Source organism: Gordonia sp. CPCC 205333 (genome assembly GCF_048537885.1).
Lineage (GTDB): Bacteria > Actinomycetota > Actinomycetes > Mycobacteriales > Mycobacteriaceae > Gordonia.
In genome coordinates this window covers 118,314-132,207 of the sequence record NZ_JBCLVI010000003.1, presented here as the reverse complement: position 1 = coordinate 132,207, position 13,894 = coordinate 118,314, and the positions used below count along the sequence as shown (strand labels likewise).

Below are 13,894 nucleotides of genomic sequence, written 5' to 3'. Positions count from 1 at the left end.
CTGAGAGTGAGTTGATCTGCCGGTAACACGAGGCTGCGCATCGAGAAACACGCTTCCCGAACCATCGGAGTATGGATTTCGCGACGGTGTGCGGCTACTGCGGCGTTGGCTGCGGCATAGACCTGCGCGTCGTCGATGGTCAGGTGACAAAAAGCGTCGGAACGCCGTCGCATCCGGCCAACCGGGGCCGACTATGCACCAAAGGTGCGACCACCGCCGACATGCTCAACGCCGGCGGACGTCTGGCATACGCGCAGGTCCGCCCCGATCGCGCCGAAGAGGCGGTGCCGACACCTCTCGACGACGCTATCGCCACTGCCGCCGCCCGCCTGCGGAGCATTCACGATCGCCACGGCCCCGACTCGATCGCACTCTACGTATCCGGCCAGATGAGTTTGGAAGCTCAATACCTATCGAACAAACTCACCAAGGGCTACCTACGCACCAATCAGATCGAGTCAAATTCACGACTGTGTATGGCCAGCGCGGGAACCGGCTACAAACAATCCCTTGGTGCCGACGGTCCCCCCGGCAGTTACGACGACCTCGATCATGCCGACGTCTTCTTCGTCATCGGCGCCAATATGGCCGACTGTCACCCGATCCTCTACTTGCGGATGATGGATCGCGTAAAACAGGGCGCGAAACTCATCGTCGTCGACCCGCGGCGCACCGCCACCGCCGCGAAAGCCGATCTCTACCTGCCGATCGCCCCGGGCACCGACTTGGCACTACTCAACGGTCTACTCAAACTCATCATCGACGCCGGGCATACCGACGATGACTTCATCGCCGAATTCACTGACGGTTTCGCTTCGATGACTCCACTGCTCGCCGACTATCCGCTCGACAAGGTTGCGCAGCTAACCGGCCTCGATACCGCCGACATCGTCTCAGCAGCCGAATTGATTGGTACCGCGAATAATTGGGTCAGTCTGTGGACGATGGGACTAAACCAGTCGACTCATGGCACTTGGCAGACAAACGCACTCTGCAATCTTCACCTGGCCACCGGGGCCATCTGCCGTACCGGGTCGGGGCCGTTCTCGTTGACGGGTCAGCCCAACGCGATGGGTGGCCGCGAAATGGGCTACATGGGACCAGGTTTGCCGGGACAGCGGTCCGCTCTCAACCCTGCCGACCGTGCGTTCGTCGAAGACCAATGGCAACTGCCGCGCGAGACCATTCGCCCCGACGCAGGCGCCGGCACGATCGACATGTTCGAGCGGATGGCGGCAGGCGATATCAAAGCCGCCTGGATCATCTGTACGAATCCCGTTGCCTCGGTGGCCAATCGGCAGACCGTGATCGACGCTCTACGAGCCGCCGAACTGGTCATCGTTCAAGACGCCTTCACCGGCACCGAAACCGGCGAGTACGCCGACATCACCCTGCCCGCCGCCCTCTGGGCTGAAAGCGAAGGGGTGATGATCAATTCCGAGCGGAATCTCACGCTGACCGCCCCGGCTCTCGCCGCACCGGGCGACGCTCTACCCGACTGGGCCATCATCTGTCGCGTCGCGCAGGCGATGGGATTCGCCGATGGATTCCACTTCTCCAGTGCCGCAGAGGTTTTCGACGAGATCACCCGGTTCTGGAATCCCACCACCGGCTGGGATATCCGTGGTGTCGACTATGTGCGACTGCGGCACGGACCCGTGCAATGGCCCGCGGCACCGGACGGCGCCGACCGGAACCCGATCCGCTACGTCAATGACGGCGTCAGTGCGTCAACCTTTGTATCCGACGACGGATACGTTCCGCGCCTTGCCTTTCCGACGCCCACCCGACGCGCACAATTCCTGCCGCGCCCCTATCTGCCGCGTGCCGAACTGCCCGACGATGAATTCCCCCTCACCTTGACTACCGGCCGGCTCGCCCACCAGTGGCACACGATGACGAAAACCGGCAAGGTAAAGAAGCTGAACAAGCTCAACCCATCGTCATTTCTACAGATCCACCCCGGCGACGCCGGACCGCTCGGCATCGTCGACGGCGACGATGTGAAGGTGGCATCGCGGCGTGGGACCGCCGTACTCCCCGCATCGGTCAGCACCGATATCCGACCCGGAACCTGTTTCGCACCAATGCATTTCAATGATGCACAAGGACCCGACCTTGCTATCAACGCAGTCACCAACGACGCCGTCGACGCTGATTCGCTCCAGCCGGAGTTCAAAGCCTGCGCCGTGTCGGTACAACTCGAACCAAACACGCGCCGTACCGAGTCGGCGACACCCGCCGCTTTGACCGTTCCACACACAGGAGGCGACATCGTGGCGCCGCTCGACGCCCTCGCCGAGGCAATCAGGTCTGCCGGCCGACTCACCGACACCGAGTCCATCTTCGTCGATGGGTTGCTGATCGGGTTACGCGCGTTACCGCCGACCGACGCGGTCCCCATCGTCCCGGCAACCGCACCACTAACCCCGAATAACCGCGCGTGGCTCGACGGCGTACTCGCAGGCATCTTCGCTCGGGTCTCGATGACAACGCAAACTACCTCTCCCACAACGTCACGCACTACCGAGGTCGCCCCGACTCCGTCGGCGATGGTTGTCTGGGCATCACAGACCGGCACCGCCGAAGAATTCGCCGAGACAACGCGCGACGCCCTGGTCGCCGCCGGAGCCGATGTCCGGCTCCGCTGCGCCGACGAGATCACCGTCGCCGACCTCGCGGGTACCGTTCTGTTCCTGACCAGCACCACCGGCGACGGCGATGCACCGGACAACGGGGTCGCGTTATGGGACGCACTCGCCGCCCTCGAACCCGGCGATCTCCAGGGTGTGGGCTACTCGGTGCTCGGATTCGGCGACTCCAGCTATGCCGACTTCTGCGGATTCGGGCGCAAACTCGATGCGCGCCTTCATGATCTGGGCGCACACCGCCTCGCCGAGCGGGTTTCGTGTGAACCGGACTTTGAGGAGTCCGCTCACGGCTGGCTCGACCGGGTGGTGGCACATATAGACGTCGAGCCATCTAACGAGCCGACGCCCGCCGCTGAACCGCTCGTAGCGCCCACGTCGTACTCGCGGAAGAATCCGCTGTCCACGACGGTGTCGGGGAACGCCAAGGTCAGCGGCGACGGCTCGGACAAGGATATTCGCAAGGTCTCCTTCACCCTGCCTCCCGATACGTTGACCTATTCTGCCGGCGATGCTCTCGGAATATGGCCCCGCAATGATCCGGCACTCGTGGCCGAATGGCTCAAACACACTGATCTGGTCGGAAGCGAGCCGGTGGAACTCTCCGGGGGCGAGACCATGTCCTTCGGCGAGGCGTTGACAGACCGGCTGGAAATCGCCCGCATCACACCTGATTTTCTTCACTTCGTATCCGCGCGAACTGACTCCGGCGATACCGAACTCGATGATGTGCTGGCCGAACCGTCCGGTGTCACGAACTGGTCATGGGGCAAACAGTGCGCAGATGTGTTGGCCGGCAGAGCAATCCGCGCGACTCCGCAAGAATGGGTGCAAGCACTGCGTCCTTTGACCCCGCGGCTCTATTCCATCTCATCGACGCCGCGAAACGATCCAGGCACCGTGGAGATCACCATGTCGGCAGTCCGCTACACCGCGACGACATCCGATCGCGATGTGATCCGCCACGGCGTGTGCTCGACATTCCTCGCCGATCGGGTCACCACCGGCGACACGTCGGTGCGGGTTTTCATCCAGCCCAATAAGCACTTCCGGCCACCAGATGACCCGGATGCGGCGGCGATCATGATCGGTCCGGGCACCGGAGTCGCCCCGTTCCGCGCCTTCCTCGCCGATCGGGCAGCACAAGGCGCGACCGGCAAGAACTGGCTGTTCTTCGGAGAACGTCGCGAGGCAACCGACTTCTACTACCGCGACGACCTACTACGACTCCGCGACGACGGTGTCCTCACTCGGCTCGATGTCGCATTCTCCCGCGACCAGGACGAGAAGATCTACGTTCAGGACCGCATGCGTGAACACGCCGCCGAACTGTGGCAATGGGTACGCGCGGGAGCCTATATCTACGTGTGCGGCGATGCCGGCGCGATGGCCCGCGATGTCGACGACGCCTTGCGTCAGATCGTCGCCGAACAGGGCAGGTTGGCACCGCATAGCGCGGACTCATTCGTATCCGCCTTGTCGGCGGAGAAACGCTACGTGCGGGATGTGTACTGACCTACGCTCCCGGCATCGAGTTCGGCACACTACGGTTACTACATGGCCGACCCGACGTTCGCGATCATCCTCGCAGGTGGACGCGGTAGTCGCATGGGCGGAGTCGACAAACCGTCCCTGCGGATCGGCGGTCGAACGCTCCTCGACGTCGCACTCGCAGCGGTGTCGGGCGCCCGTCGCATCGCTGTCGTCGGACCGGCACGCGATTTGGATCCGGCGATCTTGCAAGTCCGCGAAGATCCTCCGGGTTCGGGACCGGTGTTCGCCGTCACGGCCGGACTGGCCGCACTCGAGTCCGACGGCACTGTCGGCGACTACGACGTGGCAGTACTTGCCGCCGATATTCCCTTCTTGTCCGCCGCCGACCTCGATACGTTGTCGCGCGCTCGTCAGGACGCGCGTGCCCCGGCCGCCTTTGCGCTCGACTCGTCCGGGCAGATGCAGTACCTCGTCGGCATGTGGCGCGGATCGGCATTACGTGACTCCCTCTCGCAGGCAACCGGGCCCGCGATGCGCGGACTGATCCCCGCCGGGGCGATCGGCGTGACACTTGACGACCGGGCGGTCTCCGACGTCGACACCGCGGCGGATCTCGATCTCGCGCGGCGCCACTCGACGTCCGACTCCAACCGACTCACGCCACCCCGCGCGGCCACGATTCTCCGCCGGGCACTGGTCCCCGTGCCGCCTAGCGCGGTGCCGGCGATCAGCGCGCTCGGCGCTGTCCTATCCGCCGAACTGTTTGCGGCACAGCCGTTTCCCGCGTTCGATGCCTCGGCGATGGACGGATACGCCGTCGCCGGCCCGCCGCCGTGGAAGATTCTGGCGGCCAGCGTCCCCGCCGGCACCGGCAATCAACCGATACTGTTCGCCGGCCAAGCAATTCGGATCGCGACCGGCGCGATGCTCCCCGGCGGTGCACAACGGGTAATCCGGGACGAAGAAGTCACCGTCGACGAGGGCTCGCTCACCACAACGAGACTCGATCGCGACGACACCCGGCGGCGAGGATCGGAATGGCTGGCCGGTGACGCGCTCATCCGAGCCGGTACCGCAGTCGATGACGCGGTGGTATCGCTAGCTCGTTCGGCCGGAGTCGATACGGTCGACGTGCGCGGCCCGCTTCGGGCCCTGGTTTACGCCACCGGTGATGAAATCTCCGACACCGTCGAGCGTCCCGGCACGATCACCGACACCGCGTCGGCGGCCGTGTGTAATGTGTTGCGACGCAGTGGTTGTCGCGCGGAGGTCGGAATCCGCCTCAGCGACGATCGGGCCGCCTTCGCCGCCGCACTGAGCGGACACGCGGTCGATCTCGTAGTGCTGATCGGTGCGACGGGACGTGGACTAGCAGATTTCCTGCGCGGTGCGCTGGACGACCTCGACGCCGAGATCATCATCGATGGAATCGACGTGCGTCCCGGCGGATCCCTCCTGGTGGCCACGATTGAGTCCGGACCGGTGGTGATCGGGCTCGGCGGGAACCCGCTCGCCGCGGTCGCGGGCGCCACGCTACTCATCGGGCCGATAGCCGATACGCTTCTCGGTGCGACGCCTCGTCACCCGGAACTTATCGGCATCGAACAGCTTGGCGCGGCGGCGAGAACCGACGGATGGCGAATGGTCCCGGTCACACCTACCGGCACGGGGCTATGGTCCACACCACAACGGATACCGACCGCGCACCTGTCCGCCCTCGTCGGTACCCGTGGATTCGCGCTTATTCCCCCAGGAGCGCGCGACGGTGACCTGGTCGAATTCTTCCGATAGCGACTCTCACGACCGCACGGTGGGTGCTGTGAGAACTACGTGACGACAAGGCAACGCGACGCGACGTTGCCGCAACACCATTTTCCTACCGTTGCTGTCATGACTACCGAGGACTTCATCGCCAACTCCGCCGCCGGCGCCCAGCGCACCGTCGTCGTCGTGGGCCACGGCATGGTCGCCCACCGCTTCATTGAGGCCCTGCGCACCCGCGACGAACTGTCGCAGTGGCGGATCGTGGTGCTTGCCGAAGAGTCCGACCGTGCCTACGACCGGGTCGGACTGTCCTCCTACGTCGGAACGTGGGATCGGGCCGAGCTGGCACTGCCCGGCAACGACTATGCCGGTGATACCAGCGTCGAACTGCACCTGGACGCACGCGTCACCGACATCGACCGGTCCGGTCATCGGGTGACTACCTCCGATGGTCGGCAGTTTGACTACGACACTCTCGTCTTGGCCACTGGCTCATACGCTTTCGTCCCTCCAGTGCCTGGCCACGACAGCGAGGGTTGCCATGTCTACCGCACCCTCGACGATCTCGATGATATTCGCGCCGATGCCGAAAAGGCGCTCGCGACCAATTCCGAAGCAGTTGGCGTGGTCGTGGGCGGTGGTCTACTGGGCCTCGAAGCAGCCAATGCGTTGCGCAGTCTCGGACTGAAAGCCCATGTGATTGAGGTCAATCCGCGCCTGATGCCCCAACAGATCGACGAAGGCGGCGGCGAGCACCTGGCTCGCATGATCGGCGCGCTGGGTATCGACATCTCACTGTCTTCGGGCACCAACGTGATCGAACGAGTCGGCGACGGCCTCCAGGTCACCCTCAAAGACGAGACCGTCGTCGATGCTGCCCTGCTGGTGTTCTCCGCCGGTGTCCGTCCGCGCGACGAACTGGCCCGCGCGGCAGGCTTGGATCTCGCCGAACGCGGTGGCGTGCTGACTGACGGCACTTGCCGCACTTCTGATCCCGATGTGTACGCCATCGGCGAGGTCGCCGCGATCGAGGGTCGTTGTTACGGATTGGTTGGCCCAGGCTACGCGACCGCCGAGGTCGTGGTCGACCAGATGCTCGACGGTGACGCGGTCTTCCCCGGCGCAGATATGTCCACCAAACTCAAGCTGCTTGGTGTCGATGTCGCGAGCTTCGGTGACGCACTCGGCACAACTCCGGGAGCCCTCGACGTCGTAGTCAGCGACCCGATCAATGGCACCTACGCGAAACTCGTTCTCTCCGACGATGCTTCGACCCTGCTCGGCGGCGTTCTCGTCGGCGACGCCAGCTCCTACGGCATCCTGCGCCCGTTGGTCGGATCAACAATTCCCGGCGATCCGGTGTCGCTGATCGCGCCGTCGGGTTCAGACTCGCCAGCACTTGGCGTCGGCGCCCTCCCCGACGCAGCTCAGGTGTGTTCGTGTAACGACGTATCCAAAGGGACGCTGTGTGCGGCGATCGAGAACGGCGCATGTGACGTCGCTGCACTCAAGGGCTGCACTAACGCCGGAACCTCTTGCGGCTCTTGCGTTCCGCTGCTCTCCCAGCTCCTCACCGCCCAGGGTGTCGAGGTCTCCAAGTCGCTCTGCGAACATTTCAGCCAGTCGCGCGCCGAACTCTTCGAGCTGGTACAGGCGAGCGGCATTCGCACCTTCACCGGACTGATCGAGCGGTTCGGCACCGGCACCGGCTGCGACTTGTGCAAGCCGACAGTCGCGTCGATCCTCGCATCGACGAGTTCGGATCATATTCTCGAAGGTGAGCAGGCCTCGTTGCAGGACAGCAACGACCACTTCCTCGCCAACATCCAGCGCAACGGCACCTATTCGGTGGTGCCGCGCGTGCCCGGTGGCGACATTACTCCCGAACATCTCATTCTGATCGGCGAAATCGCAAGGGATTACGGCCTTTACACGAAGATCACCGGCGGCCAACGCATCGACATGTTCGGTGCGACGGTCGATCAGTTGCCGGAGATATGGGGTCGGCTGGTCGATGGCGGGATGGAATCCGGTCAGGCATACGGCAAGTCGTTGCGGACGGTAAAGAGTTGCGTCGGAACCGACTGGTGCCGTTACGGGCAGCAGGATTCGGTGCAGATGGCTATCGACCTGGAATTGCGTTACCGCGGGCTGCGATCACCCCACAAAATCAAGATGGGCGTCTCCGGTTGTGCGCGCGAATGTGCCGAGGCCCGCGGTAAGGATGTGGGCGTCATCGCGACGGAGAAGGGCTGGAATCTGTACGTCGCGGGTAACGGTGGCATGACGCCAAAGCATGCACTTCTACTCGCATCGGATCTGGACGGTGAGACGCTTGTCCGGTACATCGACCGATTCCTCATGTACTACATCCGCACCGCGGATCGGCTGCAGCGGACCGCGCCGTGGCTGGAGAGTCTCGACGGCGGTCTCGACCATCTGAAATCCGTTGTGGTGGAAGACAGTTTGGGGCTGGCCGAGGACTTCGAGGCGGCGATGGAACGCCACGTCGACGGCTACGCGTGCGAATGGAAGGGTGTCTTGGACGATCCGGATAAACTCTCGCGCTTCGTATCCTTCGTCAACGCCCCCGGCGCACCGGACCCGACCGTCGAATTCGGCGAGAAGAATGGACGCAAGGTACCGATCCTGATCGGCACGCCGGCATTTGGCCGTCCGTAATCGTCTGTCACCAGCCCACCCGCCGCAGCCCGTACAGAAAGACTCCCGACATGAGCATCAACTTCGATCTGCACCGCTGGACCCGCGACTGGACGCCGGCCTGCCCCGCATCGCGCCTCGAACCGTTGCGAGGGGTTGCGGTCCTCCTACCTGACGGCGCTCAGGTGGCGTTGTTCCGGCTGGCCGATGACAGCATCAAGGCCGTCGGCAATATCGACCCGATCGGTCGGGCCGCGGTGCTCTCCCGTGGCATCGTCGGCGACCGAGGCGGTTTTCCAGTGGTGCAGTCGCCGCTGAAGAAGCAGGCGTTCAGCCTGCTCGACGGTCGGTGCCTGGACGCCGAAGGAGTGTCAATTCCGGTGTATGCCACCAGGATCGGCCTCGACGGAACGGTATTCGTGGCGAACGCGCCTGAGATCAGCTTCGGGTACCGGCCACGATCGGGTGCGGTCGCCGGTCTCGCACCCAAGAGCGCCTAGGCAACTGTCGCGTGAGTAACCTTCAATCCGTCACCTTGTTAGTGGCGCACGGAACCCGCAATCCGCACGGTGTTGCGATGATCGGCGATCTGGCGCAACAGGTTTCGGCAACACTTGCCGAAGAGGTTCGCGTCGCATTCGTCGATGTACTCGGACCGACGCCGTCGGAAGTATTGGCCACCCTCGGTGACCGCCCGGTCACCTTGATCCCCGCGTTCTTATCCAGTGGCTACCACGTTCGGGTAGATATACCTGAACACGTCACCGCCGCAGCGCATCCGGATGTGACAGTAACCGGCGCGCTCGGCCCCTCGCCGCAGTTGGCTCGTGTCATGCTCGATCGACTTATCGAAGTGGGCTGGCGGCCAGGCGACCATGTGGTTCTCGCGGCGGCCGGTTCGTCGGATCCGCACGCGCAGAGCGAGATCCGCACGACGGCGACCCTATTGTCATCGCTGGTGGGTTCACGTGTGCGGATCGGATTCGCCGCACCGCCACGCTCGGGCGGATACCCCGCCGTTCACGAAGTGGTGTCGTCGATGCGCGAGCATACCGGCCGCCGAGTGGCCGTAGCGTCATATCTCTTGGCCGACGGCCTATTTCAGCATCGTCTCTATGACAGCGGAGCCGACGTAGTCAGCGAGCCGCTTGGACTGCATCCCAGTGTAGTGAAGTTGGTATGCGCCCGGCGGCGGGCCGCTGTACTGGTGTAGGGCAATACCCACACCAGTTCAGTCGACCGCCAACCGATATCCCCGTTTCACTACAGTCGCCACAATCTCCTTAGCACCCAGGCTCGCCCGCAATCGTGCGATGGCGGCCTCCACCGCGTGGGTGTCGTCACCCGCAGCCGGCAAGACTGCCAACAACTCTTCGCGTGAGCAGACGTCACCGGGTTTACGCGCCAACATTTTCAGCAACGACAACCCCGACGGCGATAGCTCGCGAATACCGTCGTCGACTACCGCGGCGCAGGCACGGACACCCAGATCGTGACCGGCAACCCGTAACGTCGGCCGACGCTCGGGCAGATCGTCGGCGACAAGCCGGGCCAACGCGCCCAGCCGCATCCGTTCCGGCTCAACACTTTCCACTCCAATACGGGCCAGGGGTCCCGCCGTGACCGGCCCCACGCAGTACGGCACAACCGGCCCGGACAACGCTCGCCGAACACCTTCGAATAGCCCGAGCTCGTCGGCACGCATCAACGTCGATGCCACGGCTGGTGCCGACGTGAATGTCACCGCATCGACCTGAGCGAGCGCGAGTATCTCGATCAACGAATCGAGTTCCGCCGTATTCGAGGGGGGCTCCCACCGATAGACGGGAACACCCACCACCTGCGCTCCGCGCGCTTCCAACTCAGCCAAGAAGCCAGGGACCGGGTCCCAATCGTCGGTAGCACCATGTAATTGCACGGCTACCCGCTTACCGGCGACGTCCTGCTCGGTGAGGTGACTGAGCACTTCAACCGAGGACTCCGATGCCGGTGACCACTCCTCGCGCAGGCCGGCCGCACGCAGTGCACCGGTTGCCTTGGGGCCGCGAGAGATAACGCGGCCCTTGCCGAGCGCCTCCAGCAGCGGCTCGGCCAGACCCCAGCCGTCGGCGGCCTCGACCCAACCGCGGAATCCGATCCCGGTGGTCGCGATCAGCAAATCCGGTGGCACAGCGATCAATTCGTCAGTTATCTCACGCAGCCGATCGTCGTCGGCGAGTGGAACCATCGAAATCGCGGCGGCGGAGACCACCGAGGCCCCCCGCCGCCGCAACAATGTCTCGAATTCGTCGGCGCGGCGCGCCGCCGTGAGTGCCACCGTGAACCCCGCCAGTGGCGTCTTCGAAGCACGAGCATCGCTTCGATCCGCCACCGCTGAGGTCGTTGTGTCACCGGGCTCCAGTCCGCCGCCCATCAACTCGCTTTCGTTCGTTCCACTCTTCACACCGTTGACTTGATTGTCCCACGCGCGGGCTTGTCGATGCCGACCGAATCGTCGGCAACACCGCCGTCAGCGGGAACATGCGGTACAGCGACGTATACGCGCCAGGTGATGATCGCGGCGATCACGTAAAACACGCCGAAGACCCAGAACGCCGCGGTAGCGGTGCCCTGGCTGAGATAGGACTGGCGCAAAACCAGGTTGATTCCGACGCCACCCAAACCGCCGATCGCGCCGGCGATACCGATAACTGCTCCCGACATCGACCGCGAGTAATGGGCGCGAGTCGCCTCGTCGGCGTCGAGTGACCGCGAAGCAGCGTCGAAGATGGACGGGATCATCTTGTAAACGGAGCCATTTCCGGTGCCCGACAACAGGAATAGTGCGATGAACCCGACGATGTAGCCGGTCATGGCCGCACCGCTCGCCGCGCCGGAACCAGCACTGGTCGAGGCCGCGATCAACACGCCCGCGAAAAGCGCCATCCCCACAAAGGTGACGAGAGTGACGCGACCACCGCCGATCCGGTCGGAAAGCTTACCGCCGTAGACCCGTGCGATCGAGCCGAGCAGAGGACCGATAAACGCAATCTGAGCGGCGTGCAACGTCGCGTCGGCTACCGACTGCCCGTTGGCTTTGAAGGTGATCTGCAGGACCTGACCAAAAGCGAAGGAAAAGCCGATGAACGATCCGAAAGTGCCGATGTAGAGCAGCGAGATCACCCAGGTATTGCGATTGCGCAAGGCTGCCCGCATAGCTCCCATGTCAACGCTCGGCGTAGCCAGGTTGTCCATGAACAACGCGGCCCCAATACCCGCGACGACGAGGAAGACCAAGTACACCGCACACACCCAGTAGGGCTGTCGATTTCCCGCGACAGCGATGACGAGCAAACCGATCAACTGCACAGCGGGTACACCAAGGTTGCCGCCCCCCGCGTTCAGACCGAGCGCCCATCCCTTGAGACGCTGCGGGTAGAAGGCGTTGATATTGGTCATCGACGAGGCGAAGTTGCCGCCGCCCAGACCAGTAACCGCCGCGCAGAGCAAATACATCCAGAGCGGTTGGCCGGGATTGGCGAGGATGGCAATGGTCGCCGTCACCGGAATCAGCAGTACGAAGGCCGAGAAGACAGTCCAGTTGCGCCCGCCGAAACGTGCGGTCGCCATCGTGTACGGGAACCGCAGCAATGCTCCGGTCAGCGTCGCCGTCGCGCCGATCAGGAATTTGTCACCGGCAGACAGTCCGTAAATATCGGCCGGCATGAACAGCACCATGACCGACCACAACGACCACACCGAGAAGCCAACATGCTCAGCGGCCACCGACCAGATCAGGTTGCGTCGGGCGATCTGCTTGCCGCCGGCTTCCCATGCCTCGACGTCTTCGGGGTCCCAATGGGTGATGGTGTGTGAGCGACTCATACACGTCTGCCTTCCAAAGCCTTCAGATCCGGCACCATGCCGACCACAGCGACGTTAAGAATCGTTTGTTGCCTTACGGCTTCTTGCCGTGTCCGATGGGTAACCGGGTTCTCACCGCCGAGCGGTCGGGGCCGTGAGACAGCGGCTAACCCTTGTTGAACTGCGGTTTCTTCTCAGCCGCCGGCAAAGGGCGGTAACATATCCACTTCTGTTCCGACGACGGCTTCGGCCTCTCGCATCATCTCGTCACCGCTCAGAACGGTGCACAACCGGGCCAACTCGCCCGCCCGCACCCCATGCCGGTCCCCGATCGCTGCCCGTAGCCCACCCACCGTGGCCGATTCGACGATGAGCGTCTCGCGGCGACACCCCGTCGCGTCGGCTATCGCGGCGAAGTAGGTCACCTCGATCAGAATTGCCCGGTCAGCCACCGATGGCTCCCATCGTGCGACGCGGGTGAGTCAGTACGCCGAGCGCCGCGTGCCCGGCGGATTTGCGAGCGGTGACCGTCTTCCAGAGTTCGGCGACCTCGGCATCGGTCGCTCCACCGCGCATCGCGGTGCGCAGGTCAATCTCGTCATCGGAGAACAAACACGGTCGCACGCGACCTTCGGCGGTAATCCGGGTGCGGTCGCAGGTGCGACAAAACGACCGGGTCATCGAAGCAATGATCCCGACAGTCGCCGGGCCGCCATCGACGAGCCATCGCTCGGCAGGTGCACCCGGATCGACGCGACCGATCGGCTCAAGTCGATGGTGGCGCGAGAGTTCTGCCAAAACGTCGTCTGCGGTGATCAGATCAGAGGCTGTCCAGGTCGCGTCGGCGTCGAGCGGCATATTCTCGATGAACCGGAGTTCGAGACCACGCGCGATACACCAGTCCAGTAAGCCGGTCGCCGAGGCCAGCGTGGATTGCAGGGCGACCGCGTTCACTTTGATGGAGTCGAACCCCGCGGCGCGGGCCGCGTCGATTCCGGCGACAACGTCGGACAGCCGGTCGCGTCGGGTGACTTCGGCGAACAGTTCGGCGTCGACGGTATCCAGGGAGATATTGAGACGGGTAACTCCTGCGGCACGAAGGTCGTGTGCACGACGAGAAAGGCCGATTGCATTGGTAGTCAACGCGATCGGCAATGTCGAGTGCCGCGCCCGGATGGTCGCGACGAGTGTCTCCAGGTCACGGCGCACCAACGGTTCGCCACCGGTCAGTCGCACCTCGTCGATCCCCAAATCATCGACCCCGATATCGATCAACCGGGCAACCTCGTCCACTGACAGCAATTCTTCGCGCGGCAGCAGCGGCAACCCCTCGGCAGGCATACAGTATCGGCACCGCAGGGTGCACGCCTGAGTCAACGAGATCCGCAGATCTCGCGCTCGGCGCCCGAAGCCGTCTTGCAGGGACATAGTTATCAACGCTACCCGGCGATCGGCCCGGACACCGACGGAGCATCGTCGGTGAC

At 63.8% G+C, this 13,894-nt stretch carries 9 protein-coding genes; 5 read left to right on the top strand and 4 right to left on the bottom strand.

Annotated features, from left to right (window positions below; genetic code table 11):
• Positions 1-71: 71 nt before the first annotated feature.
• The 5 genes from AAFP29_RS10805 (at position 72) to AAFP29_RS10785 (ending at position 9,780) form a co-directional block, all read left to right on the top strand.
• Positions 72-4,163, top strand: coding sequence for a molybdopterin-dependent oxidoreductase (locus AAFP29_RS10805; protein WP_419217379.1), 4,092 nt, complete (start codon positions 72-74; stop codon positions 4,161-4,163).
• 42 nt (positions 4,164-4,205) lie between these two features.
• Complete coding sequence (locus AAFP29_RS10800) at positions 4,206-5,933, top strand: NTP transferase domain-containing protein (RefSeq protein ID WP_419217378.1); 1,728 nt, start codon at positions 4,206-4,208, stop codon at positions 5,931-5,933.
• 99 nt (positions 5,934-6,032) lie between these two features.
• Complete coding sequence (gene nirB, locus AAFP29_RS10795) at positions 6,033-8,588, top strand: nitrite reductase large subunit NirB (RefSeq protein ID WP_419217377.1); 2,556 nt, start codon at positions 6,033-6,035, stop codon at positions 8,586-8,588.
• Between the two features lie 50 nt (positions 8,589-8,638).
• Entirely contained in the window at positions 8,639-9,067 is a 429-nt protein-coding gene (nirD, locus tag AAFP29_RS10790) for a nitrite reductase small subunit NirD (RefSeq protein ID WP_419217376.1), read from the top strand.
• Between the two features lie 11 nt (positions 9,068-9,078).
• Entirely contained in the window at positions 9,079-9,780 is a 702-nt protein-coding gene (locus AAFP29_RS10785) for a sirohydrochlorin chelatase (protein ID WP_419217375.1), read from the top strand.
• An 18-nt stretch (positions 9,781-9,798) separates the two neighbouring features.
• Here the strand turns inward: AAFP29_RS10785 and AAFP29_RS10780 are convergent, their stop codons facing one another.
• The 4 genes from AAFP29_RS10780 to moaA all read right to left on the bottom strand — a co-directional run bounded on the left by AAFP29_RS10780 (position 9,799) and on the right by moaA (position 13,838).
• On the bottom strand, positions 9,799-10,980 hold the full coding sequence (locus AAFP29_RS10780; RefSeq protein ID WP_419218063.1) for a uroporphyrinogen-III synthase: 1,182 nt from the start codon (positions 10,978-10,980) through the stop codon (positions 9,799-9,801).
• A gap of 26 nt (positions 10,981-11,006) precedes the next feature.
• Positions 11,007-12,431 (bottom strand): MFS transporter, encoded by a 1,425-nt coding sequence (locus tag AAFP29_RS10775; protein ID WP_419217374.1) that lies wholly within the window; start codon positions 12,429-12,431, stop codon positions 11,007-11,009.
• A 173-nt stretch (positions 12,432-12,604) separates the two neighbouring features.
• Positions 12,605-12,862, bottom strand: a complete 258-nt coding sequence (locus tag AAFP29_RS10770; protein ID WP_419217373.1) for a MoaD/ThiS family protein — start codon at positions 12,860-12,862, stop codon at positions 12,605-12,607.
• A complete protein-coding gene (moaA, locus tag AAFP29_RS10765) occupies positions 12,855-13,838 on the bottom strand; it encodes a GTP 3',8-cyclase MoaA (RefSeq protein ID WP_419217372.1) in 984 nt (327 codons plus the stop codon). Before moaA ends, AAFP29_RS10770 begins: the two co-directional genes overlap by 8 nt.
• Positions 13,839-13,894: the final 56 nt, after the last annotated feature.

What these genes read in the sequence shown, in the direction of transcription:
- AAFP29_RS10800 (WP_419217378.1), top strand. Translation starts at nt 4,206, where the DNA reads ATGGCCGACCCGACGTTCGCGATCATCCTCGCAGGTGGACGCGGTAGT.
- moaA (WP_419217372.1), bottom strand. Translation starts at nt 13,838, where the DNA reads ATGTCCCTGCAAGACGGCTTCGGGCGCCGAGCGCGAGATCTGCGGATC.
- AAFP29_RS10780 (WP_419218063.1), bottom strand. Translation starts at nt 10,980, where the DNA reads ATGGGCGGCGGACTGGAGCCCGGTGACACAACGACCTCAGCGGTGGCG.
- AAFP29_RS10805 (WP_419217379.1), top strand. Translation starts at nt 72, where the DNA reads ATGGATTTCGCGACGGTGTGCGGCTACTGCGGCGTTGGCTGCGGCATA.
- nirB (WP_419217377.1), top strand. Translation starts at nt 6,033, where the DNA reads ATGACTACCGAGGACTTCATCGCCAACTCCGCCGCCGGCGCCCAGCGC.
- nirD (WP_419217376.1), top strand. Translation starts at nt 8,639, where the DNA reads ATGAGCATCAACTTCGATCTGCACCGCTGGACCCGCGACTGGACGCCG.
- AAFP29_RS10775 (WP_419217374.1), bottom strand. Translation starts at nt 12,431, where the DNA reads ATGAGTCGCTCACACACCATCACCCATTGGGACCCCGAAGACGTCGAG.